Source organism: Paenarthrobacter sp. 4246 (genome assembly GCF_040546855.1).
Taxonomy (GTDB): Bacteria; Actinomycetota; Actinomycetes; order Actinomycetales; family Micrococcaceae; genus Arthrobacter.
Genome location: NZ_JBEPOP010000006.1, coordinates 282,265 through 304,899 on the forward strand (window position 1 = coordinate 282,265; position 22,635 = coordinate 304,899).

Here is a 22,635-nt window from a genome sequence, read left to right on the forward strand (position 1 = left end):
TGGTGTGGTGGTTGTTGGCGGAATTACCGCAGCAGGCGCCCGATGGCATCGGTGGCCTCCTTCACTTTGGCGTCTATCTGTTCGGCGCGGGCTTCCGGGTTGGGCTCGGAGGCAGCACCGACCACACAGTGGCCGATGTGCTCTTCGACGAGTCCAAGGCTGACGGCATGGAGCGCCTTGGTGGCGGCGGCTACTTGGGTGAGGATGTCGATGCAGTACTTGTCGTCCTCCACCATCCGCGCTATTCCGCGGACTTGCCCCTCGATCCGTTTCAATCGTTTGAGGTAGGCATCCTTGTTGCTGGTGTACCCGTGGGGTGCGGCGTGCTCCGGTTCCACGTCGATGGTGAGTGCATCCGGTTGGCCCATGCTCAGGTCTGGCGTGCTCATGACACAAACTTATACCCCATGGGGGTATAAAGCAAGTACCCCCTAGGGGTATAACTTGACTGTTTCTAGAGCAGGGCGGTCATGCCATTCCAGCCCTGTCCGATCCGGACGGTAGGCAGCCACGCTCCACCGCTGGCGCTCGGGTACAAGAAGAGTGAGCCGCTGCCATCGCGGGCCACAATGTCCGGCCGCCCGTCACCGTTGAAATCTCCTGGGGCGACGATGGATGTCATGCTGTTCCAACCCTCACCGACCTTCTGGCGGTCCCATGCCCAGCCTCCGGTGCCGTTCCCGTTGTAGAGCCAGAGAACACCGGATCCGTCACGGGCAAGGACATCGGGGGTGCCATCGCTGTTGAAGTCACCTGAGCCAACAATTGCCGTCAGCGCGTTCCAGCCGGTCCCTAGGTTGGTCCTGGGCAACCAATCTCCCCGACCGTCGCCGGGGTACAGCCAGAGGGTCCCGGAAGTATCGCGGGCGAGGATGTCGGCGGTGCCGTCCCCATTGAAGTCCCCTGGCGTAACGATGGCCGTGATGGCATTCCAGCCCGACCCGACGTGAACCCGCGCCAGCCAACCACCCGCCCCGTTTCCCGGGTACATCCACAGGTGGCCGGCACCATCGCGAGCAAGAACGTCCGGTTTCTTGTCGCCGTTAAAGTCGCCGGGACTGACGACGGCGGTCATGGAGTTCCACGCCGAACCCACTTGGGTGCGGGGGAGCCAACCACCCGCCCCGTTTCCCGGGTAGAGCCACAAGACACCCGAAGCGTCGCGGGCCAACAGGTCCGTCTTTCGATCACCGCTGAAGTCGTTTTTCAGGGGTGTGGGGCTGTTCCCGTCAATGATCGTTACGGACCCTTGCCAATTGCTTGCGTAGATTTTGTTGGTGGCCTCATTGACGGCCAGGGTGCCCGTAAAGGGGTGTGACAGTGTGGAGAGAGCGAAGCTTTTACCATCGACCACCGTGGTGCCCCTGTAACCGGCCTCAAAATACACCTTGTTGGTGGTTCCGTTGACGGCAATCGCTCCTGGCGCCGCGCCGGTTCTGATATCGACCCGCCCAGGTCCGCCGTCGTCGAATATCGCCAGCAGACCGGTCCGCGATGAAATGGTGCCATCCCCCAGTGAAGTCCGGCCGAAGTAGACCCGATTGTTCTTTTCGTCCACGGAGAGGGACGTGGGGCTGGCGTTGAGATCGGAGAACATCCCGCCTGCTTGGTTTGTGGCTCCATCAACAACTTCCAGCGCTGCATACTGCCGCGCCCGTACGGCGACGTATACCTTGTTGGTCACCTGATTGACGGCCAAGTAACTCGGCACTGCATTGGTGCCCAGGTCAATGCGAGTCACGGCGTTGGTTGAAGTGTCGATGACATTGAGGCCACCTCCACCCAGGGTATACAGCCGATGGGTCACCTGATTGATGGCCAGCGTACTGACCGATCCGGAGTTGATGATGGTGCTGGCGTTGGTGCTTCCGTTAATGACGGAGACGCCGTCGAGGGTGCCCGCGTAGATCTTGTTGGTCTTCTGGTCGATGACCAGCTCTCCGGGAGCGGCGCCCACCGAAACTCTGGCGACGGCATGAGTGGCGCCGTTGACAATGGCCACGGATCCCGGCGCGGATGGGTCACTTTTGAGGCTGAGGTAGATCTTATTGGTCGCAGTGTTAACCGCGACAGCCACCGGGGTGCTCCCCGTTGCTATTTTGACTGTGGCCTGTGTTTTTCCATTAATGACGGTCAGCCCATCGCGGGTAGTGACATACACAGTATTGGTGACGGGGTTGACCGCTACGTCGCTGGCTTCGGGCCCCACGTCGATGATGTCCGCAACGATGTCTGCCGCAGCAGGAGAAGTTGGGATCCCGGAAATTAACAGCGACGCCACTCCGGCTGCCGCAACCAAAGTGCCCCAGCGGGACCGCCCCCGGTCAGAAAAGCGGCGCACAGGCGTTCCTGAAACACTGACAACAGTTCCCACTGCAATCCCCCCAAAGTGCCAAGACGCTTCCCCCGCGCCTGGGCCGGAGTCTACCCCGCACTTGGGCCGCGGAATAGCCCTCGACGGCGGGACGCACCAGATGCGCCTCAGGCAGCACCCAGGTGTTCTGGCCTTTGCCGGAGGGCCGGCACTACGATGAATTTCTGATCAACCCACCGGCCACACGTGGCTTTGCGGACCCGTTGGTGACGGCACACGGTGAACTGGGACGGGGAGGGGAAATGGCGGTTTTCGTACTGATTCATGGCGGCGGTTCCACGGCGTGGGACTGGCACTTGGTCAAGCCCTTGCTCGAATCGGCGGGCCATGAGGTCATCGCGGTCGACCTCCCTATTGAAGACGACGGCGCGATGCTTGAGGACTACACCCGCGCGGCAACCAGGGCGGCCGACGGCGCGCGGCACACCATAGTTGTGGGCCACTCGCTGGGTGGCTTTACGGCACCCTTGGTCAGCAATGAACTCACGTCCGACGGCCTGGTGTATCTCTCGGCCATGATTCCCATGCCTGGCGAGACCTTCGGCGACTGGTGGACCAATACCGGGCATGACCGCGAGACCATCCCCGAAGAGGCGTTCTTCAATATGGTTCCTGACGATCTTGCACAGCAAGCCCGGGACAAGGAGCGCGATCAGCAGGGGGCCTGGATGTCAGGACCATGGCCCGGCCGGCATCCGGACGTGCCCACACTGGCCATCCTGTGCCGTGACGACCTGTTCTTTCCAGCGCCGTTCATGCGGCGTCAAGTACAGGATCGGCTGGGAATCGAACCGGTGGAAATCCCGGGCGGCCATTACGCCACGCTAAGTCACCCGGGCGCTGTGGCGGCGGCGTTGAACCAGTTCGCCCAGCAGTTGCTCAGACAAGCACAGGATGAACGCTGACTGTACTTCAAAATACGTTGTGAGTTGATGTTGCTGCTGCACGAATGCAGCCACAGCAGGGGTATTTCGCGGCCTTCCCAGAAGGTGTCCGCCGCCGTCACCATCCCCACCGAGCCCCACTGAGCCGGGCACCGCGAGGCACCAGCCCCCAACGCATAGGCTTGGACCATGCTGAATCTGGTCCTTGGACTTCTCTTCGCGGGGCTCTTCCTTGCCTCCTACCAGTCCGATCGACGCAGGCTCCGCAACGGGGTGCTGCTCCTGGTGGCGGTATGGCTCCTGTTGCAGGCCATCCTGGACTTCCTGATCGACCTGAACCCGTGGTTCGAATGGCTGAACCTGGTGGTAGTGGTGGTTCCGGTGGTGAGCATTTTCGTGTTCGCCGGCTTCCTGATCGCCAACGGGATCACGATGGTCCGCAGGGAAGGCCCCGGCATCAGCAGCTTTCTGCCTATTGCGGTGGGGCTGGCGGTGTTCCTCGCCCCGGTGGTCGCGTTCCTCTTCGTCCTGAGCGGGCAGCCCGTCCTGGCAGGCCTCGCTGCGTTGGCCTTCTTCCTCTGCGCTTACCTGGGCTGCGCCTTTGTGGTGTTTCTCGGGTATGCCTTGGTGTATTCAAGGATGCGGTTCAGCGCAAATCCGGCGGCCGTCATTGTGCTGGGTTCCGGTTTGATCGACGGAGCGGTCCCGCCGTTGCTCGCCGCGCGCCTGAACAAGGCTTTGGAAATCTACGACGGCGGCGCACCGGCAAGGCCGGTCCTGGTGCCTTCCGGGGGTCAAGGCCCGGATGAACCCCGGCCCGAGTCCACGGCAATGAAGGAGTATCTGGTGGCAAAGGGCGCTGCCTCCGGCGACGTGCTGGAAGAAAACCAGGCCACCACCACCCGCGAAAACCTGGCCTATTCCGTAGCCCTTTTGGCTGAAAAGGGAATCCAAGGGCCCTTGCTGGTGTGCACCAACAACTACCACGTACTCCGCGCTGCCCTCCTGTCCCGACGCCAGAAGATCAACGCGGAGGTAGTGGGTGCTCCGACCGCCAGGTACTTTGTGCCCAGCGCTTTCCTTCGCGAGTTCGTGGCCGTGATGAGGGACAACCGCCTGACCAACATGGTCCTTTGCCTGCCGATGTTCGGGGTTGCCCTGCTCATCACGGTCGCACTGATGAACTCGTCGGTGGTGTGAGCCGTTTAATCTGGCCCTACGGCTTGGGGACCCCCGTGGTGAACGTGTGGCTCCATTCGGTGACGGCGCCGTCGGTAAAGACGTACCCCTTGCCGCGGACTGCAGTGACTGTCACAGTGCCCTCAGGCTTCTTGTACGTACCGGCCGCGATTTCCTTGCCGTCAACCAGGTAGACCACGCCGTCCACCGCCGGGACCGTGTACGAGTCCTGCCCGCGGCCCGGCTTGTCCGTGAAGGTGACCGTTGCCGGCGTCGCGGTGTCGTAGTGGAGGCCGAAGCCCAAAGGCAACAGGACGCCGTCGCCGTCTGCTTCCGGTATGTTGACCGGAAGCTTGCCGCCGGGGTTTACAGCCCCTGAAATGGCACGGACGGCACCGTGGAAATTGACGTCCTTGACCCCGTAACTGTTGATTACGGCGTCGGCGCCGGGGAAGACGCTGATGTCGTAGGGGTTGCGTGTGGCCACAACGATGACGGGGGTCCCGGTGGCTGCCAGCTCCGCCACCATCTGCTGCTGCGCCGCGTTGCCGGTTGCGTTGTACGAAGCGAAGACCACGGCATCCACGGTGCCGGCTGCGGCTACCGCACGCGCGCGGTACGCCGCGGAGGGGGATGCCCCATCCTCGTAGTCTTCAGTGACCGTAAATCCCTGCTCCTTGAGCATCGGTCCCGCGAGCTCCGGCCAGGCTGAACCGGCCCCCACCATGAGTACCGAGCTGCCGGATGCGAGGGGCAGGACTTTGTCCTCATTGCGGAGCAGGGTCACTGCCCGGTCCGAGATCAGCTTGGCCGTGGCCAGGTTCTCTGCGCTTCCAACAAGGGTGTCCACAGCGTTGGGGTCTGCCATCGGTTGCTCGAAGACACCCCGCTTGACCTTCCACTCGAGGATCCGCCGGACGGACTCATCCAGGCGGCTCTCGGCGAGCTCTCCGGACTCGACGGCGGCACGGACACCTGCGAACGAGGCGTCCACATCGGGGGAGTTAAGCAGGATGTCAGAGCCGGCCTGGATGGCCTTGACGGCTATTTCTTCCTGGGGCCATTCGGCGGCCATAGCGGCCATATCCAAGGCGTCGGTGGTCACCAGGCCCTTGAAGCCCAGCTCATCCCGAAGCAATCCTGTGAGGACCTTGTGGGACAGGGTGCCGGGCATCTCTGCGTCGATGGCCTCCACAATGATGTGCGCTGTCATGACCATGTCCACGCCACCGTCAATGGCGGCTTTGAAGGGTTTCAGGTGCTGGTTCAGGGTCTCCCGGTTGTAGGTGACGGTGGGGAGCCCGTAGTGGGAATCCACTGAGGTGTCGCCGTGGCCGGGGAAGTGTTTGGCTGCCGCGCCGACGTTGTGTTCCTGGATGCCGTCGATTTGCGCCACGCCGAGCGCGCTGACCAACGCGGGATCTTCGCCCATGGAGCGGATGCCGATCACGGGGTTGTCCGGGTTGGAGTTGAGGTCCAGCACCGGCGCGAAGTCCACGTTGATGCCCATGGCACGCATCTCAGAGCCCAGGATTTCGCCCTGCGCCCTAGCAAGTTCCGCGTCTGCCGTAGCTCCCAACGCCATATTTCCCGGGAGGACGGTGGCCGGCGGTCCGATGCGGGCAACCAGGCCGCCTTCCTGGTCGATGGTGACCGCCAGCGGAATGCCGGTTCCGTCCTCGCCCACCGCGGCTTCCTGCAGGCCGTTGGACAGCCCGGCAACCTGCCGGGGGTTGTTGGTGTTCCCGGACCACGCGAAGTAGAGGACGCCGCCAAGGTTGTACTTGGCCACGACTTCCGCCGGAGTATTGACGCCGTAACGTGCTTGGTTGCTTGCCGCCATGGACGTGTCATCGGCCGAGGATCCATAAACGTGGGTCCAGGTCATTTGGCCGATCTTTTCGTCCAGCGACATGCCGGAGATCATTGCCTCGATGTCCGGTGAGGCGGTGACCGTCGTCGTGCGTGCCGTGGTGGGGACGTCCGCCACTGCAGCGCCGGCGCCCGTCACCACCCCCGCACCCGTCATGAGCAGCGCCGTGGCGGCGGCCGTCATCAAGGTAGTTCCTTTTCTGAGCATGTGAATTCCCATCCCAATCGTCACATTATTTCCGGCTGGCCTAGCGCGGCCCGTTGTAGAGGAGGTATTGGCGGGTATCGCGGACGAACTTGCCCAATTCCGCCTGCCAGCTGTCCAGGATGGTCCGGGCGTCAGCACCGGCGTCGAGCTGTTCGGCAAAGCGGGCGGACCCGCTCAACAGCCCCATCCAGCGCCCGGCGTCGCCGCGCCAGGCGAAGCCCGGGTACAACCGCTTGGCTTCCACCAGCATGTGGGTGCCGACCTCCAGGGCCTCAACGCGGGCAGGATCGGTGATGTGCACCTGGACCCCTCCGCAGATGACGCCCTGGTTCTTGGACAGGGTGGGCTGGAAGTAGGCCTCGCGAAACGTGACGCCGGCCAGGCCCTTGCTGTTGAGCGCCTCGGCCCAACGGTGATCCACGTAGGGGGCGCCGATCAGTTCGAAGGGCCGGGTGGTTCCGCGGCCTTCGGACATATTGGTGGCCTCGAAAAGTGCCGTGCCCGGGTACAAGAGGGCAGTCTCCGGGGTGGGCATATTGGGGCTCGGCAGGATCCACGATGCCCGGTTCTCCGGGCCGGTCATCTCGCGGCGCCACCCCTGTACTTCCACCACGTGGAGGTCTTGAAGGGGAGCGAGGCCCACGGCCGGCAAATGCACCGCGTTGAAGTACTTGGCGAGCTCACCCACGGTCATGCCGTGCTGGAGAGCGATGCCCAGTTTTCCCACTCCGGACTCGAATCCGCTCTGCAGGACCGGCCCCCTTGCCTGTCCGCCGATCGGGTTGGGACGGTCCAGGACGACAAATCTGGCGCCCGTCCGGGAGGCGGCCTGCATGGCACCCCACATGGTCCAGATGTAGGTGTAGAACCGCGCCCCCACGTCTTGGATGTCGAAGCAGATGGTGTCCACGCCGGACTTTTCGTAGAAGCCCACGTACTGGTCCACGTCGGCGCCGTAGGAGTCGTAGACCGTGATGCCCGTGCGGGGATCCACGGAGGTCCCCTCGCTGGCGCCGTCCTGGGCAGTGCCCCGAAAGCCATGTTCGGGACCGAAGACTGCCCTCAGGTCGACGCCCTTTTCCGCCATGTCGTCAACGATTGAGTGGAAGTTCGCCAGGACTCCGGTGGGGTTGGTGATGACTCCCACCCGGCGGCCGGCGAAAATGCTCCAGTTGCCTGCGGCGGCAACGTCGGCGCCGGTGACTACGGTTCCCGGCTTTCCGGGGCGGGTGGCCAGACCGGTGGTGGCACTGGCGCTCGGGGCTAAGGGCCCGACGACGGCGGCCGCGGCGGCCAGTCCCGACGCGTGGATGAGTTTTCGGCGGTTGAGTGTCATGGGGAGCCTTTCCGGATGAGCAGGGCATGACAACTTTTGTGATGTCGCTTACATCGACCGTATTCGCTGGGAGGATCTGCGTCAATCGTTTACCGCTCGTGCTGTGGTTGGGTAAATTATTTACATGGGCCGGCCGCTACCGTGGATTGGCTGGGTTAGCTGGAAGGAAACACCATGGAAGAGGCACTGAACGGGCAATTGTCACGGACCGTTTTAGTGCGGATCCGTTCCGCACTGCCGTCGCTGCGCCCGTCCGAGCGGGCCATTGCCGAGATCGTCCTGGCGGATCCTTCCCGCGCGGCCATGATGTCCATCGGGGATCTTGCCGAGCAGGGCGGGACGTCCACCACATCGGTAGTCCGTTTCTACAAGAAGGTGGGCTACAGCGGGTACTCGGATCTGCGTCTGGATCTGGCCCGGGAAACCGCACGCGAGAGTCTCGCCAACAATGTTCCGGCGGGAGTCTATGAGGACATCAATACATCCGATTCGCTGCGCGACATCGTTTCCAAAATTGCCTTCAACGAGACCATGTCCATAGCCGACACGGCCCAAGTGCTCGACGTCGATAAACTCGCCCAGGCGGTGGAGGCCATCTCCACCTCGCGGAAGACCGACATCTTCGGCGTTGGGGCGGGTGGCTTGGTGGGCGAGGACCTGCAGCAGAAGCTGCACAGGATTGGCCTGACGTCCTTCAGTTGGTCCGACCCCCATGCGGCGCTGGCATCTGCGGCGCTCCTGGACGGCGACGGCGTTGCTGTCGCAGTCTCCCACTCAGGGAGCACCGTGGATACGGTCGACTTCCTGTTGGCAGCGAAGGCGGCAGGGGCAGCCACCATTGCGGTCACCAATCACGCCGATTCTGCACTGGGGCGGACCGCCGACATTGTGCTGAACACCGCCGCGCGTGAGACACCCTTCAGGTCCGGGGCAATGGGTAGCCGTATCGCCCAAATGATGGTGGTGGACTGCCTCTTTGTGGGAGTCGCCCAACGTTCCTACGATGCGTCCGTCTCTGCGCTGAAGAAAACGCACGCAGCGGTCCAAGGCCGTAAATTGGCTTGACAAGAAGTTCGGATCAGCGGGGCCTAGAGTCGTCACCATGTTTACTCTTACCGCTCCGGACGTGGCCTTCTACCAGTCTTTTGCCGATTCCCACCGCGAATGGGACGGCGCCCACCAGGATGGCGCCGGGCTGTTTGCCGGGGATGACATCAGCACGGCCGAAGGTTTTGCCGCGTGGGTCCGAAAGTTGGCGGACGCTGAGCATGCCCAGGAAGTGAACGGCATTGTTCCCTGCACCTATCGCTGGATAACAGAGGGATCCCGATATGTAGGGGCTATCGCTTTTCGGCACTACCTCACTCCGGCACTTCTCAACTCGGGTGGACACCTTGGGTACGGCGTCCGCCCTTCGGATCGCGGTCGTGGCGCAGCAACCTGGGCCCTGCGGGAAATGTGCTCCAGCCTGGCGGCAGGGGGAGGGCCTGACCGGGTACTCCTGACCTGCGATGACAGCAATGATGCGTCCGCAAAGACCATTGAACGTTGTGGTGGGGTACTCGAAGACGTGCGCCTGGACGGCGAGGGCAAGGCCTTCCGTCGCTACTGGATTGACGTCGTGGGCTTTGGGCCAAGCTCATGACAGTCGTTCATGTTCCCGTCACCATCCGTTGCTAGGCTGCCGGGCACTACACGGCTGACCAGGAGGACCGCATGACGGAGGCTAACTCACTATCCACATCACTGGACGACTGGTGGGTCCGGGACAACCTTCGGGAGACCATCGATCACCTGGTGGAGTTGGGCTACACCATCAGCGGCGGGCAAGGGGAGGACCCGGACCTGATCGATCCCGGTGGATCCGCCGTTGAAACGTGGAACGAGGACTATCCGTACCAAGAGCGGATGACCCGCGATGAGTACGAGATCGAGAAGTACCGACTCCAGATTGAGTTGCTGAAGTTCCAGTATTGGGGCCAGGACCGCGGGCTCAAGCACGTGATTGTCTTTGAGGGCAGGGACGCCGCCGGCAAGGGCGGCACCATCAAGCGCTTCACAGAGCACCTGGATCCCCGGTCCGCCAGGACAGTTGCGCTGGCCAAGCCCTCGGACCGGGAGCAGGGCCAGTGGTATTTCCAGCGCTACATCCAGCACCTTCCGACAGCCGGCGAGATCGTCATGTTCGACCGCTCCTGGTACAACCGGGCCAACGTGGAGAAAGTCATGGGCTTCTGCACAGACGACGAATACGACACCTTCATGGGGCAGGCGCCGGTCTTCGAAAAGATGCTGGTGGACGCCGGGATCCACGTGACCAAGTTCTGGTTCTCCGTCACCCGGCAGGAGCAACGGACCCGCTTCGCCATCCGCCAGATCGACCCCGTCCGCCGCTGGAAGCTCTCGCCCATGGATCTTGCATCCCTGGACCGCTGGGAGGAGTACACCGACGCGAAGGAACAGACGTTCCTGCACACGGACTCCGACCACGCGCCGTGGATCACCATCAAGTCCAATGACAAGAAGCGCGCCCGCATCAACGCCATGCGCTACTTCCTGAACCAATTCGACTACGAGGACAAGGACACCTCGGTCGTTTACGACGCCGATCCGCTCATCCTCCGCCGCGGCCGCGACGCCGTAGGCGACTAACGCTGCGGGCGATCAACGCCAAACCGCGACGTCGGCACTCACCGTGAGTGCCGACGTCGTGCTTTCCTATTCGGCGGACTCTTCCTCAACAACCGGGTCCTTCAACAGCAGCGCCGTACCCTGGAAGGCCGGCAGCTCGAGATAGAAGCTGTGGAGGTCGTCCACCTGGCCCACGTTGTCGCCGCTGAAGAGGTCGTGCACGCTGGCGCCGGGGACAAGGTGTCCGGACTGGATGCTGCCTGCAATGTCCTGGTCCGAGAAGTTCAGGACCGTGACCTGCAGCGCTCCGCCGGCGAGCTGGTTGACCAAAACCAGCAGCCCCCGGTTGGAAACGTCGGGCACGTCCAGCAGAGTGCTGGTGGCGATGCCGGACTCTTCCCGCACCGTGAGGATCTGCTGGAGGCGCCGCGCGTAGGAGCGTGAATCCTTGAGCTGCTCTGGCAGGGAACCGTAGAGACTGCGGGCACGGGCCATGCCGGCCAGCGAGGTCTTCGCGTCCGGGCTGGTGCCCATGAGGTCGTGGGCACCACGGTTGATCCAGCGTGTATCGCCCTGCGACGTGAGTTCCTTGACGGTTTCGCGGTCCAGGGCCGTGATACCGGTGAGGTCCCAGCCCGAGAGTGCGAAGACGCCCGGCTGCAGCGCGTTGTACATGGACAACAGCACGTGGGCGTCCAGTACCTGGGCTTCCTGCTCAGGGGTGATGGCGTCCTGGTCCTTGATGCCCAGCGCGGCCATGATGAAGCTGACCGTGGTGCAAGCGATGCCGTTGGTGGTGAACAGGGCGTTGTAGGGCCCATTCTCGCCCGTGAGACGTTCCCGCAGGGTCTCCTGCACCTTCTCCGCAACTTCGGCTCCGGTCAGTTCTTCACCGCCAAGCTCGAAAACATCGTCCCTGTGTCCGGCGGCGAAGTGCAGCAACTCATAGGTCAGTTCGTCGTGGTTCTGGAGGGCGTGGACCAAGGAGGCCTGGTCCACCCCGATCTCCATGGAGAGGCGCAAGGTCAGGCGCAGGAATTCGGTATCGCCGGTGACGAACGCGTAATGGTATGCGGGCCGGGTGATGAAGTCGTATGAGAGGTCGGGGCCCGATTCTGACTGGGCCTTGATGTCGTCGATGGTGAGGTTGAGTTCCTGGAAGGAGAACCCGCCCACCTTGCGGATCATGGAGCCGATCAGCTGGTTTGCCGCCTCGGACAACGGGTGGCCCTCTGACCATCCCGGCTCCTCTTCCGCGCTCTTTTCGACGCCCAGGAAGCCGTTGGCATCAAGCCGCAACGCACCGGTGCCGAGGTCCAGCAACGAATGCAGCGCGTCGCCGACCACCAGGCGCATGCCGGCGAACGTTGGGTCCAGCCAGTTGATGGACGGCTGGCCGGACTTGAAGTAGTGCAGGTAGACCCAGCGTCGGGTCTTGCCAGTGGTGTCGATAATGGGCTTTGTGGCGCTCCAGTTGGTTTCCTTGACACCGGGTTCGTAGAAAATGACCCGCTGCAGCCGCCCAATGATGTAGCCCGCCTTTTGCAGGGCTTCCTCAGCTGCCGGGCTGATGTTCACCGAGTCTTCGCCCTCGGGGACGTCGGGCAGCAAGTGCCAGTCCTCCTCGGGGATGTCTACCATGTGATAGATACCGGGGTAGTCCCGGAAGTTCATCTCAGCCAGCCGGAAGTCCGCACCCTTGCCGGTGTGCCCGGGGACGATGTCGTCAATAATGGTGCCGCCGTGCTCGTTGGCGACCTCGCACATCTGACGGAACTCTTCTTCCGTCCCGAACGCGGGATCAATCGCCATGGAGATGCGGTCAAAATGCCCGTCCACGCTGGGCGTCTGCGACCAGCCGCGGATGCCACCGGCCAGCTTTACCGGGCCCGTGTGCAACCCACGGATGCCGATTTTGCTGAACGCATCCCAGAGCTCGGGATCACCCAGTGCCGATAGGAAGGACTGGCCGTCCTTGGTGATGAAGGACAACGGGTAGGCGGTGAACCAGACGGGTGAACGCTCAACGGCTGCCCGCGGGTTGGGCCTGGCATACGAGTTCTGCCACATGCTGGCCTGCCCGGACAGTTGCCGGGCCATGGTGTTGGCGTCGCCCAGCATGGATTGGTTCCGGAGCCAGTCCACATAGGTGGAGTTCAAGCCATCGAATTCCAAGGAGGGCCGGGCAGCAAAGAATTGCCGCCTCCGGGCGATCGGCCGCAGCGCCTTGGGCCTGGCCGGGTAGAACTGTTCATCAAACGTGATTTCCGCCGGTTCGCTTGCGGTTTCATCGGGCGTTTCCAGGGGCGTCTCCTCCGGATTTTCTTCTGGAGATTCGCTGATTTCTGACACGCTCGTGTTGACTGCAGGCTCCCGCACAGTTGTCTCCTTACGTGGTCGCCGCGTCAACGCCGACCGTCCGAGGGGGGTCGTTCAAGAGGTCACGTACCCGGGCTTGCCCGGACTATTCATGCTAGTCACTTTGGCCTGCGGTTTGTCGAACCCGGGAACAAGTAAGTCTCGTGATCATCTGGCGGCTTGACGTTCGTCGTCCAAGAGGTCAACCACAGCAAAGCCCGACGTCGGCACTCACATGACTGCCGACGTCGGGCTTCGGGGGGTCTGTCAGCGGGTGGCCTACGAGGACCGCCACACCACGGTGTAGGCGTAACCGTTGCCGTTCCGTACGCACCCTTCGACCAGCCGAACGTACGAACCAAATCCCGGCCTGGCGGCGTTCAGGTTTGATTCGCACGTAGCCTTCGTGTGAAACCAATAAACGTAAGTGCTGGATGCCTCGGCGGGTGCGGCGAGGGCAATTCCTCCGCCCGCAAGAATGGAGGTAGCCGCAAAGATGGACGCAATCTTCTTCTTGAGGTTTGTCATTTCGATAGCCTAAGTAGGCGCGCCGGGACAGTCAACGGTTCCCGGAGCTGCTTTCGGCCCTACCGCTGCACCCTCATCAGCCAGTACCGTGACTCGTGGAGATCGGAGAACCCATGAAAATCGTAGTAATCGGTGGCAGTGGCCATATTGGGTCCTTCCTTGTCCCCAGGCTTGTGCGCGCAGGACACGAGGTCGTCAACATCAGCCGCGGAAGCCGCCTGCCGTATGCGGACGTCCCCGAGTGGCGGCAGGTCCGCAAGGTCACCGCGGACCGTGAGCACGAGGACCGCGAGGGCATCTTTGGCGACCGGGTTGCGGAACTGGGCGCCGACGTCGTGGTTGACCTCATGTGCTTCACAGTCGAATCGGCCACTGCGCTGGTGGATCGCTTGCGCGGCGAAACAGGCCATCTGCTGCACTGCGGCTCCATCTGGCGATACGGCGTCAGTCTGAAGTTGCCCCTGGCCGAGGAATCGGACTCCGCCGAAGAGCCGGTGGATGAGTACGGGATCCAGAAGCGTGACATCGCCCGGATACTCAAGGAGGAAACTGCTTCCGGAGGGTTGGCCACAACCTCGATACATCCTGGGCACATCGTAGGTCCTGGATGGCAGCCGATTGGGCCCTTGGGCAATCTGGATCCTGGAGTGTGGCAGACGATTGCCTCGGGACAGCCACTCCGGGTGCCCGGAATCGGTACTGAGTTGATGCACCATGTGCATGCCGACGACGTCGCGCAGGCCTTCGAGAAAGCCATCCTGAATCGGGACGCTGCGGCCGGGGAGGACTTCAATATTGTTGCTCCGAGCGCCCTGACGGTGCGCGGTTACGTGAGCGTCGCTGCTTCCTGGTTCGGGCAGGAACCCCGCATGGAAACCGTGGGCTGGGATGAGTTCCGACGGACCACTACCAGGGAGTCTGCCGATATCAGCTGGGCCCACCTCTCCCGCAATCATTGCGTGAGTATCCACAAGGCAAAGTCGCTGATCGGGTATGCGCCGCGCTACGAACCCGAGCAGGCAGTGCTGGAGTCTGTGCAGTGGCTCGTCAGCAACGGGCAACTCGACGTGCCGAAACTGCTGACCTAAGCCTGTACAACTATCACCCGAGGCCCGAAGCTTAAGGGGCCACAGGGGGAGTTTCATGGATAAAGTGCCGAACAACGGTGTCACGGACAGCCGGCTCGATCACGGGTTCTTCGTCCTGGGTGGAGCTGCCGCGGTATGGCTGGCCTTCCTGCTGGTGGGGGAGAGCTTCCACTTGGGGTGGGGCCAGCTTTGGTTCTCCTTTGTCTTCTGGGCCTTCCTTGCCTACCTGCTTTTGCCACGGCTGCACCGGATACTGACCACCATCTACGTTCCGGGCTATTTCATAGGCCGCGCACGCACCAGCGATGGTCTGCTGGGCGATCCCGTGAACGCGGCGTTGCTGGGAGCCGAACCCCAGATCCATGCGATCATGAGGTCCGCAGGATGGACCATGGCCGACGACGTCACTTTCGCCAGCAGCCGCCGCATCATCAGCTCCACCATTTTCCGGCAGAGCTATACCGAAGCGCCGGTCAGCCCCCTGTATCTCTTCGACCGGCAACAAGACTTTGCATACCAACAAGAGGTCAACAACACCCCCGGAAAACGCCACCACGTCCGCTTCTGGCGTTGCCCTGAGGGTTGGCTCCTCCCCGGTGGGCACAAAGTGGATTGGCTCGCGGCAGGAACGTATGACCGCAGCGTCGGCTTCTCGCTCTTCACCCTGCAGATCACTCACAAGATCGAGCAGAACACGGACGTGGAGCGGGACCACATCGTTTCCACCGTTTCCTCTGCCGAGCCTGCCGTCTCGGTTCAGGTGATCGAGGACTTCTCCACCGGATATCACACGCGCAACGGCGGCGGTGATTCCATCTCCACCGACGGAGACCTTCCCATCATCGACGCCAGCCGCGTCCAGGTCCCCGCCAACCAGCCGCCCAGCCGGACCGACAGCCGTGACCGGCGCCCGGCACCTATCGTGACCGGCGCTGTCCTGGTGGCCATCCGGGCGATTGCAGCTTTTACGTTGGCGCTGACACTGCTCAGCTCCGGTGGCGACATTGGGCTCGAAGACGTCCCTCTGGACCCGGAAACCACGACGACGGCGATCGTCACCATGGCGGTCATCGTCCTGCTCTTCGGGCTCGGTGAGGTTTTCCTGGCTTGGCGGATTTTCCTTGGCAGCAACGGCGCCCGGGTGATCGCAATGGCCCTGAGCTCCATCTCGATCCTGGTGCAGGCCGTCGACTACTCCACTGGGACTGCCAATCTCACTCTCGAAGCAGGTCTCTCCGGTCTCGCCTCGGACATCCTGGTCCTGCTGGCGTTGTCCAGCCAGCGGGCCAGGGTCTACGCCAAACGGCAGCGCGTCCCGGCCGTTCCGGCCTCCGTGGTGGGGCGGCGCGTGCCTTCCTGACCTTCTTAGAGTGTGGGGTCCGTCTGACACGCCGGCCTTTGCGGCGTGTCGCGGTGGTTTCAGATTCAAAGTGGGTGGTGAAGGCACGGGTATGCCGCCGGGCCGGCGGAGGTCATAAGGATCCAGTGAATAGACTGGCTGGGCCTAGCGCATGCACCATGCTCAGGCTAGATCCGAAAACCGAATTGGGGACCCACGTTTTGAGTGTCAAGAATCCGAAAATAACCGTTGTTGTGCCCACTTACAATGAGCGGGAAAACCTGCCCGTTCTCATTGCCCAGCTCGCCGCCCTTGGAATTGCCAATCTCAACATTCTGGTTGTCGATGACAACTCTCCCGATGGAACCGGGGCTGTGGCTGATCGACTGGCAGCGGAATCCAGCGGAACAGTGTCAGTCCTCCATCGGAAGGAAAAAGATGGGTTGGGCAGAGCATACGTGGCGGGAATGACCCGGGCTCTGGCCGATGGCTCCGGGATCGTCATCCAGATGGACGCTGATTTGTCCCATCCCGTGCTGGCGATTCCCACCATGGTTGATCGGATTCAAACCTCCGGCGCGGCGCTGGTTATCGGCTCACGGTATGTCTCCGGGGGTTCCACGGCTGCGGAATGGCCATGGCATCGCAAGGCCCTCTCCGCCTGGGCGAATTTTTATGTGAGTGTGGTCCTGGGCTTGAAGGTCAAAGATGCAACGGCGGGTTTCAAGGCCTGGACCGCCTCTGCACTGAAAGAGATCGATGTCCAGGCGGTTCAAAGTGACGGTTACTCATTTCAGGTTGAGATGAACTACCGGGCGGCAAGGCGGGGATTGGCAATCGCCGAAATTCCCATCCACTTTGAAGAACGTGTGGAAGGTGCCTCGAAGATGAATTTCCGCGAGCAGTTGGAGTCGGCGCTCACGCCGTGGAAGCTCCGCTTTCAGAAGTAGGCCGTCCCGCAACCACCGACTTTGAATCCGCTGACGGCCGGACACGCCGGTGAATGCGGCGCGTTGCCCTGCCCGGAGATTCAAAGTGGGTGGTGACGGACCGCGGCAGGAAGCCAGCCACCCAATGAAGGCCGCCCCTTAAGGCTCGACGGCGGCACTCACCCGGGTGCCGCCGTCGTTCCGTCTACGTGGGAGGTGAGAGAGCGCTGGTCGGAAGGGCGTGGGATGTGAGAGAGCGTTTTAGGGGTTAAACAAAAGAGCTCCGGAGTGCGTTATTGGGGGATACGCACTCCGGAGCGGCCTTTGAGCAGGCGCTTTCGCTGACCTGCAGTAATCACTCTACGTTGCGCGCAACCCCTTCGCCACCACCTCGAATAAGTACTTTCACTTTAGTTTCTATGGGCAGCTTCCGGCCGTTTTTTCTGGGGGACAATCAGCACCGGACGGCGTTGGTGATGGCTCAGCCATGCGGCCACCGAGCCGTTGAGTGCCTCGGAAATCCTGTGCCCCAAACCGGGCTCGGGCGTCCCCACAATGATCATGGACGCGTTGATGTCCGCGGCGAGCCTGCCCAAGGCCCGTGCCGGGTCACCTGCCAGCAGGCGCAAGGTCCAATCTGCCGTGCCGCCGTCCATAGCCTCCGCGATCACCCTGCCGAGGTCGCCGCGCACGGCCTCGACGTCGGCATCTTCCTTCTCCGGGTGGAGCGACATCCGGTGCGTCTCCCGGGACGGGTCCCACTCGACGAGGTAACTCGCCTCGTCCACGTAGGCGCACACCAACGGCACGCCGAGTCGCTCGGCCAAGGCCCGGGCAGTTTGGAGCACTTCCACATGCTGGTCCGGGAGAACCCCCACCACCAAGGGAATCGGTCCGCTGAAATTTTCCGCAGCCATACCTTATTGTTGCGCCGGGGCGATCCAAAGAACAGGCTGTTGAGGGGCGATCCGGCGTCAGGTTGCCGTCGGCTTGTTCCAAGTGAGCCGCACCTTGAAATTGGACGCCGTGCTTGCCGATGCGATGAAAGCGCCCGCCTCCGCGTGGAGGTCAATGCCGAACTCCACGCTCACCTCATCCGGACGGTTCTCCAGGCTCAGGAGCTCATCGATCACTCCCTGCACCGCCGGACGCACATGCGCCAGTGCGCGCTCGAACGTCTGTTGCGCCCGTGCGAAAACCCCCGAATGGTCTCCCGCGTGATCACCACCCCTGGTTACCAGGCTCCCCGCTGCGTTCGCGACCTCCACAACAACCGTGCCGCCGTCGTCGGTGGTGAATTCAACCAACCTGCTCATGTTCCTGTCCCTTCTCCGACGCCCGCAGTCGGCGGGCCGCCACCACGAAACCGATCCCGGCTGCGCACAAAACCAGCAGCTGAATCAGCACAAAGTAGGCGTGCGTCCGGTACCAGGACTCAAGGAAGACACCTTTGTCCTGGACCCAGACCAGCGGAACCGTCACCGTGGGCCACAGCAGCAGCCACCCGAACGGCTCGGATGTGCGGGAGCGCAGGGCCAGGATCCCCGCCCACAAACCGAACCCCGCATGCACAAAACCGGAGATCACCGTGGTGGGATCCACCGTTTCGGTCAGCCCGGAGAGCCCAAAAAGAGCACCCGAAACAACCACCACCGCCATCACCACCCGGGCCATGGCGGTGCGATCGGGAAGTCCCGCGACCGCCAACAGCAGGTACCCAAGAGGTGCCACAAGGCCGTAAACGATGCGGAGGGAGCCGTCGCCGCCGCTCTCGTACCAATAGTTGTCGTCCAACCACAGGAAGTAGACGGCGAAGCACGCCCCGAGTCCGCCCGCCACGATCAGTGCGACGCCGCCCCACAGCAGCGGCGCCCGCAGCGGAGGAGCCAACCCGCCAACGGGGGCGGGTGCCGGGACGCCGGCCTTTGACCCCCGGAACCCGGCGTTCGACGGCGGGACGCCAGCGGGTGCCTGGGCTTTGGTGACGGATGGGGCTGGGTTCAGGGCTGAACGCGCTTGGGGGCTGGGGCCGGGCACGGTGTGAGGGCCGGGGTTGGCGCGGGCCGGGGCATTTGTCCGTGGTGGCCGCACTGGTAGATCCGCCGCCGTGTACGAACCGTGGGGCTTCTCATCGTTAGGCGTCGCAGGCACCTCAGCCGTTTCAGCGGCAGGTGGCTCTTGCGGCTTGGCCTTTTCGATTTCTGCCTGGGCCGCGGTTGCGAGTCCATCGGGATCTGCGGCATTGGGGTCCACGGTGGCCAACTCTGCCGACACGTCCAGCACTGCTTCCCAGGAGCCCAGGGAGGAATGGTATCGAAGCTCGCCTTGCAGGTCCGAGATCCGTTGCCGGCGCTCGCAGTCCTGGCGTCGGACGGCGGCGTCAGGGAACCCGGGGTCATCCTGCACCGCGGCGAAGCCATCAGCCGCGGCCAGCCAGTCTTCGGCTTCCTCTGCTTTGAGTGCTTCGCGGTAAGTGCGATCCAGCTCCAGCCGGTGCCGGGCCTTGTCTCTGAGGGCCGTCGCGTCCCGGTATCCAGGCTCCAGCATGAGGAGGTCTTCGAACAGTTCCACGGCCTGTTCCAAGCGCCGGGCCCGCAACTCAGCGGAGGCCTGGACGTACAGTGCCCGCAGCTGCGCCCGTTTCATGGCCTGCCCGGCGTTGGACTGGGGCTGTGTGGCCGGTATCGGCGTTGCTTGGGCCGGCATGGCTTGGTCCTGGCCGGTTCCGGGCGATGAGGCCGGCGAACTTGCGTGGGCTGGTCCCGGATCTTGACCGCCCGAGGTCCGGGCCGCCGTCGAACTTTCAACCGCAGCGCGCGGTGTTCCTGTGAGTGTGAACAGCTGGGTGGTGCCGCTGCGGACGTAGAGGGCAGGGGTGACCCATTCGAGCGTTCCGTCCGGGCTGGCCATGACAGAGATTCTGCCGACCCGCGCTGCCTCGTCCACGGTGCGGCCATTGGCGATTGCTGCGTAGAAGCCGTGGGCGAAGGCGATGGCGGCGTAGTCGCTGATGGCGAACTGCATGGCTGCAACGGCGCCTATTCCGCTCCGGACCAGAGCGGCTGCGGTGCCCGAGAAGAGGTCCGACTGGCCCATTTCCCCGGAGGAACACGAGTTCAGCACCACCAGCCGCGGGCGGGGAGCAGCGACGCTGAGCAGTGCCATGAGACGGACGGCGCGGACCATGGCGGCCCTGCCGTCAGGTCCTACCAGCGCGATCCTGCCTTCGTCGGTGCGGGAGTCGTAGTCTCCGTGGCCTACAAAGTGGACCACATGCCAAGGCCCGGCCAGCAGCATGGATTGAACGTCATCCCAGGTTCCGCTTTTTGCCCAGACCAGCTCCACCCGGCCTTCGGACACCGGCCCGGCCAGGGCCCGGCTCAGATGGTCCTTCTCAGCGGTGACGTCCAAGCTGGGCAGGTCCCGCGGCGAGGCGACGATCCCCAGAATGCGCAGGGGTGGCGCCACATCCAGGGGATTCAGGTTGTAGTCGGGTGCGGGGACATGGCGGAGGAGGGGCTCGGTCTGGCAGAGGTAGGTCTCTGTTTCGGGATCAAACAGGGTCTCCCAGGGCATGGTGGCCAGTTCAGGGGCGGACAACCTCAAGACCACCCTGAGCTGCCGGCCGGCATGCTGCGCCGCGCCGAGGCTGGCCCGGTATGTGCCGTAAACCTCGCGGGTGAACAAGGCCTGGAACAACTGCTGGCCCACTTCACGGACGGCCATCTCCGCCACTGGCATGGTCCTGCGGGCGGCTACAGCGGACGCCAGGACGGTGGCTTCAAGCTGGGGGAGCCGCTCAAGGATGCCCTCCACGTCCAGGGTGAACATGCCCGAGGCGTGACCTCCCGCCGGTGCACGGACCACGCGCACCGTATAGTCGCCGCGTGCAGAGCCGGCATCAATCTCCAGCTCGATGTCACTGTCCATCGCGGATCCCTTGTGTGACGGGCGGTCCGGCCGAACATCGAGAGGGCCGGGAGCACCCTTAGGAATAGATTGGCCCTAAGCCGGGCCCGCCACAAGAGCCGGACCCTTGTAGACGCTCCTGACCCGGCCTACGGTTAATCCGGGCCCACGGCGCATCAGAACCCATGGCTCATCTGACGGAAGGCGGTCCGCGATGGAAATTTTCATGTGGTGGCTCGATCTGCACCTGGACAGCAAGGAATGGCTGCGTGAGAACCTGCGCGCCGACGAACTTCCGCTGCCCGTGCTGCAGCATATTGCTGAGGCCGGCGGGCCCCATCCTGACAAGGTCAGCGGCGTGCTGACCGATGCGGATTGGGACTTCATCGAGACACAATCAGAGTTCGTGGACTGACGGGTTGGCTGGCCTGACTGGACTGACGGCGGCTTAGCCGGCGGGCTTCCAGCCCAAGGCCGGCCCCAGTTTGACTGCAATGTCGGTGAGGATCTGGACGTAGTCCTCGTGGTCAAAACTGAAGGGCAGTGCGAAGGCCACCTCGTCCACTTCCTGGAATCCTCGGTGGGCGTAGAGCTGCTCGGCGATGTCATCGCTGGTGCCGATGATGTCCTGTGCGAACATCATGCCCTTCGGCCCTTGGGGCGCGCGGGTGCGTGGGGTGCGTTCCTCGACGTAGCGTTGGTACTTGTTCCGCTGGGCAGGTGTGGCCGAGTCTGTGGGAATCACTACCAGGCCTTGTGAGGCACGGGAGGTGTTCCCTGACTGGGCCGCGGCTTCACGGTACGCGCGGATCTGTGACTGCTGGACTCCGGCGAAGTCCGGTTCTTGATCCTTGTCCGGGAAGATCACACTGCTGGAGAGAAGATTGAAGCCGTTCTCCCCTGCCCACACCGCCGATTTCATGCTCGCCGCCCCATACCAAAGCCGCGAACGGAGCCCGGCGGAGTGTGGCTCAACGCGGTTGGAGAATTCTTCCACCACGCCCTGCTTGCCGGAGAAGTCCCGCACTCTCTCCCCGGCGATCAGGCGGGCAAGCCGGTTCACGCGGGCGTAGCTGAAGTCCTCCACGCCGGCAGTGTCCGGGTACAGCTCATGTTTTATGGTGTCGTAGTTCATGGGTTCGCCTACGCTCAGCCCCGGATTGATCCGGCCGCCGGAGAGCAGGTCCACGGTGGCCAGGTCTTCGGCAAGGCGCAAAGGGTTTTCCCAGCCCAACGGAGTCACCGCGGTGCCCAGCTCAATCCTGGAGGTGCGCTGGCTGGCCGCAGCCATGATTGCTACCGGCGAGGAGATGCCGAACTGCAGGTGGCGGTGCCGGAGCCACGCACTGTCGAAGCCGAGCCTCTCCCCGAGCTCGATGATCTCCAACGTGGACTGGTGCCCGGCGGCGGGATCCGCGGGATCGAACAGGCCAATAGTGAGGAAACCAAGCTTGCGCAGGGGATGTTCGGGGGTGGGCATGGGCTTCCTTCACGGTAGGGCGGCGGCTACTTGCCCAGAATAGGCTCCGGTCCCGCGGACGACGGCGGGACGTTACCTTTTGTGATGCCCGGACCGTTTACAGCGGAAGGACTGCTCGTGACGCCGGGACCAGGCGCAGCTAGCGGCCGCTAGACGCAGGTGGCGACTGGGCGAGCGGCCGCGACGATGACCTGGGCGGCAGTGTCGGGGGCAAGAGAGTGGATCTCTTGGGCATGGGGCGCGGGCTGCGCAGCCTGCGCGGGCTGCTGCGCGGGGACTTCCTTGGCCCGCATCCGGAGAAGCGCCACAGCGGAGATCAGGAACCATGCCACGTTGGTCACCACGGACGGCCATGCCCCATGGAGCGTGCCGTTAACAATGAAGGCGCACGAACCAAAGAGGTTCACGGTCTGGAAGGTGGTGCCTGCCTGCAACCAGCCCATGGACACTGCCATGTAGCCGCCGAGCATTGCCACTGCGCCGGCCCAGCCGGTGATTTCGAACAGCAGTTCCATGGGAG

20 protein-coding genes are annotated in these 22,635 nt (G+C 63.3%); 9 read left to right on the forward strand and 11 right to left on the reverse strand.

Annotation, left to right across the window (positions count from 1 at the left end; translation table 11 throughout):
* Positions 1-23: 23 nt before the first annotated feature.
* Together ABIE35_RS13600 and ABIE35_RS13605 are read right to left on the reverse strand one after the other, a co-directional pair.
* Complete coding sequence (locus ABIE35_RS13600; protein ID WP_354515625.1) at positions 24-389, reverse strand: metal-sensitive transcriptional regulator; 366 nt, start codon at positions 387-389, stop codon at positions 24-26.
* A 65-nt stretch (positions 390-454) separates the two neighbouring features.
* Complete coding sequence (locus tag ABIE35_RS13605; RefSeq protein WP_354515627.1) at positions 455-2,341, reverse strand: FG-GAP-like repeat-containing protein; 1,887 nt, start codon at positions 2,339-2,341, stop codon at positions 455-457.
* 275 nt (positions 2,342-2,616) lie between these two features.
* Here ABIE35_RS13605 and ABIE35_RS13610 point away from each other — a divergent pair, with 275 nt between their 5' ends.
* Entirely contained in the window at positions 2,617-3,279 is a 663-nt protein-coding gene (locus tag ABIE35_RS13610; protein ID WP_354515629.1) for an alpha/beta fold hydrolase, read from the forward strand.
* 168 nt (positions 3,280-3,447) lie between these two features.
* Positions 3,448-4,458, forward strand: a complete 1,011-nt coding sequence (locus tag ABIE35_RS13615) for a YdcF family protein (protein ID WP_354515631.1) — start codon at positions 3,448-3,450, stop codon at positions 4,456-4,458.
* A 16-nt stretch (positions 4,459-4,474) separates the two neighbouring features.
* On the opposite strand, the gene ABIE35_RS13620 is transcribed toward ABIE35_RS13615, so the two are convergent.
* Complete coding sequence (locus tag ABIE35_RS13620; protein ID WP_354515633.1) at positions 4,475-6,493, reverse strand: glycoside hydrolase family 3 protein; 2,019 nt, start codon at positions 6,491-6,493, stop codon at positions 4,475-4,477.
* A gap of 64 nt (positions 6,494-6,557) precedes the next feature.
* A complete protein-coding gene (locus ABIE35_RS13625) occupies positions 6,558-7,853 on the reverse strand; it encodes an exo-beta-N-acetylmuramidase NamZ family protein (RefSeq protein WP_354515635.1) in 1,296 nt (431 codons plus the stop codon).
* Positions 7,854-8,027: 174 nt separating this feature from the next.
* Here ABIE35_RS13625 and ABIE35_RS13630 point away from each other — a divergent pair, with 174 nt between their 5' ends.
* The 3 genes from ABIE35_RS13630 to ppk2 all read left to right on the forward strand — a co-directional run bounded on the left by ABIE35_RS13630 (position 8,028) and on the right by ppk2 (position 10,505).
* Positions 8,028-8,918 carry a MurR/RpiR family transcriptional regulator gene (locus ABIE35_RS13630; protein ID WP_354515637.1) on the forward strand — a complete coding sequence of 297 codons (891 nt, stop codon included), beginning with the start codon at positions 8,028-8,030 and terminating at the stop codon, positions 8,916-8,918.
* Between the two features lie 37 nt (positions 8,919-8,955).
* Positions 8,956-9,498 carry a GNAT family N-acetyltransferase gene (locus tag ABIE35_RS13635; RefSeq protein ID WP_354515639.1) on the forward strand — a complete coding sequence of 181 codons (543 nt, stop codon included), beginning with the start codon at positions 8,956-8,958 and terminating at the stop codon, positions 9,496-9,498.
* A gap of 71 nt (positions 9,499-9,569) precedes the next feature.
* A complete protein-coding gene (gene ppk2, locus ABIE35_RS13640) occupies positions 9,570-10,505 on the forward strand; it encodes a polyphosphate kinase 2 (RefSeq protein ID WP_089596959.1) in 936 nt (311 codons plus the stop codon).
* A gap of 66 nt (positions 10,506-10,571) precedes the next feature.
* On the opposite strand, the gene treS is transcribed toward ppk2, so the two are convergent.
* Both treS and ABIE35_RS13650 read right to left on the reverse strand, forming a co-directional pair.
* Positions 10,572-12,863, reverse strand: a complete 2,292-nt coding sequence (gene treS / locus ABIE35_RS13645) for a maltose alpha-D-glucosyltransferase (protein WP_354515641.1) — start codon at positions 12,861-12,863, stop codon at positions 10,572-10,574.
* A 258-nt stretch (positions 12,864-13,121) separates the two neighbouring features.
* Entirely contained in the window at positions 13,122-13,370 is a 249-nt protein-coding gene (locus tag ABIE35_RS13650; RefSeq protein WP_354515643.1) for a hypothetical protein, read from the reverse strand.
* 113 nt (positions 13,371-13,483) lie between these two features.
* Here ABIE35_RS13650 and ABIE35_RS13655 point away from each other — a divergent pair, with 113 nt between their 5' ends.
* The 3 genes from ABIE35_RS13655 (at position 13,484) to ABIE35_RS13665 (ending at position 16,747) form a co-directional block, all read left to right on the forward strand.
* Positions 13,484-14,458, forward strand: a complete 975-nt coding sequence (locus ABIE35_RS13655; protein ID WP_354515645.1) for an NAD-dependent epimerase/dehydratase family protein — start codon at positions 13,484-13,486, stop codon at positions 14,456-14,458.
* A gap of 55 nt (positions 14,459-14,513) precedes the next feature.
* Entirely contained in the window at positions 14,514-15,818 is a 1,305-nt protein-coding gene (locus ABIE35_RS13660) for an LssY C-terminal domain-containing protein (RefSeq protein ID WP_354515647.1), read from the forward strand.
* 158 nt (positions 15,819-15,976) lie between these two features.
* Positions 15,977-16,747, forward strand: a complete 771-nt coding sequence (locus ABIE35_RS13665; RefSeq protein WP_354515648.1) for a polyprenol monophosphomannose synthase — start codon at positions 15,977-15,979, stop codon at positions 16,745-16,747.
* A gap of 389 nt (positions 16,748-17,136) precedes the next feature.
* Here ABIE35_RS13665 and ABIE35_RS13670 read toward each other — a convergent pair whose 3' ends face one another.
* The 3 genes from ABIE35_RS13670 to ABIE35_RS13680 are packed head-to-tail and all read right to left on the reverse strand — an operon-like array spanning position 17,137 to position 20,656.
* The gene (locus tag ABIE35_RS13670; protein ID WP_354515650.1) at positions 17,137-17,643 is read right to left on the reverse strand and encodes a universal stress protein; all 507 of its coding nucleotides are present in this window, start codon (positions 17,641-17,643) and stop codon (positions 17,137-17,139) included.
* Positions 17,644-17,700: 57 nt separating this feature from the next.
* Positions 17,701-18,042, reverse strand: a complete 342-nt coding sequence (locus tag ABIE35_RS13675) for a CU044_2847 family protein (protein WP_354515652.1) — start codon at positions 18,040-18,042, stop codon at positions 17,701-17,703.
* Entirely contained in the window at positions 18,026-20,656 is a 2,631-nt protein-coding gene (locus tag ABIE35_RS13680; RefSeq protein WP_354515653.1) for a CHAT domain-containing protein, read from the reverse strand. Before ABIE35_RS13680 ends, ABIE35_RS13675 begins: the two co-directional genes overlap by 17 nt.
* 193 nt (positions 20,657-20,849) lie before the next feature.
* Between ABIE35_RS13680 and ABIE35_RS13685 the strand changes: the two genes are divergently transcribed.
* Positions 20,850-21,050, forward strand: a complete 201-nt coding sequence (locus ABIE35_RS13685; RefSeq protein WP_207595485.1) for a hypothetical protein — start codon at positions 20,850-20,852, stop codon at positions 21,048-21,050.
* A gap of 33 nt (positions 21,051-21,083) precedes the next feature.
* Here ABIE35_RS13685 and ABIE35_RS13690 read toward each other — a convergent pair whose 3' ends face one another.
* Positions 21,084-22,115 (reverse strand): LLM class flavin-dependent oxidoreductase, encoded by a 1,032-nt coding sequence (locus ABIE35_RS13690; RefSeq protein WP_354515655.1) that lies wholly within the window; start codon positions 22,113-22,115, stop codon positions 21,084-21,086.
* Between the two features lie 149 nt (positions 22,116-22,264).
* On the reverse strand, positions 22,265-22,630 hold the full coding sequence (locus ABIE35_RS13695; RefSeq protein ID WP_354515657.1) for a CBU_0592 family membrane protein: 366 nt from the start codon (positions 22,628-22,630) through the stop codon (positions 22,265-22,267).
* Positions 22,631-22,635 lie beyond the last annotated feature (5 nt).

Coding starts and splice junctions, on each gene's coding strand:
- ABIE35_RS13630 (WP_354515637.1), top strand. CDS start 8,028: ATGGAAGAGGCACTGAACGGGCAATTGTCACGGACCGTTTTAGTGCGG.
- ABIE35_RS13655 (WP_354515645.1), top strand. CDS start 13,484: ATGAAAATCGTAGTAATCGGTGGCAGTGGCCATATTGGGTCCTTCCTT.
- ABIE35_RS13625 (WP_354515635.1), bottom strand. CDS start 7,853: ATGACACTCAACCGCCGAAAACTCATCCACGCGTCGGGACTGGCCGCC.
- ABIE35_RS13600 (WP_354515625.1), bottom strand. CDS start 389: ATGAGCACGCCAGACCTGAGCATGGGCCAACCGGATGCACTCACCATC.
- ABIE35_RS13690 (WP_354515655.1), bottom strand. CDS start 22,115: ATGCCCACCCCCGAACATCCCCTGCGCAAGCTTGGTTTCCTCACTATT.
- ppk2 (WP_089596959.1), top strand. CDS start 9,570: ATGACGGAGGCTAACTCACTATCCACATCACTGGACGACTGGTGGGTC.
- ABIE35_RS13685 (WP_207595485.1), top strand. CDS start 20,850: ATGGAAATTTTCATGTGGTGGCTCGATCTGCACCTGGACAGCAAGGAA.
- ABIE35_RS13680 (WP_354515653.1), bottom strand. CDS start 20,656: ATGGACAGTGACATCGAGCTGGAGATTGATGCCGGCTCTGCACGCGGC.
- ABIE35_RS13620 (WP_354515633.1), bottom strand. CDS start 6,493: ATGACGGCCGCCGCCACGGCGCTGCTCATGACGGGTGCGGGGGTGGTG.
- ABIE35_RS13615 (WP_354515631.1), top strand. CDS start 3,448: ATGCTGAATCTGGTCCTTGGACTTCTCTTCGCGGGGCTCTTCCTTGCC.
- ABIE35_RS13635 (WP_354515639.1), top strand. CDS start 8,956: ATGTTTACTCTTACCGCTCCGGACGTGGCCTTCTACCAGTCTTTTGCC.
- ABIE35_RS13650 (WP_354515643.1), bottom strand. CDS start 13,370: ATGACAAACCTCAAGAAGAAGATTGCGTCCATCTTTGCGGCTACCTCC.
- ABIE35_RS13665 (WP_354515648.1), top strand. CDS start 15,977: ATGCTCAGGCTAGATCCGAAAACCGAATTGGGGACCCACGTTTTGAGT.
- ABIE35_RS13660 (WP_354515647.1), top strand. CDS start 14,514: ATGGATAAAGTGCCGAACAACGGTGTCACGGACAGCCGGCTCGATCAC.
- ABIE35_RS13675 (WP_354515652.1), bottom strand. CDS start 18,042: ATGAGCAGGTTGGTTGAATTCACCACCGACGACGGCGGCACGGTTGTT.
- ABIE35_RS13610 (WP_354515629.1), top strand. CDS start 2,617: ATGGCGGTTTTCGTACTGATTCATGGCGGCGGTTCCACGGCGTGGGAC.
- ABIE35_RS13695 (WP_354515657.1), bottom strand. CDS start 22,630: ATGGAACTGCTGTTCGAAATCACCGGCTGGGCCGGCGCAGTGGCAATG.
- ABIE35_RS13670 (WP_354515650.1), bottom strand. CDS start 17,643: ATGGCTGCGGAAAATTTCAGCGGACCGATTCCCTTGGTGGTGGGGGTT.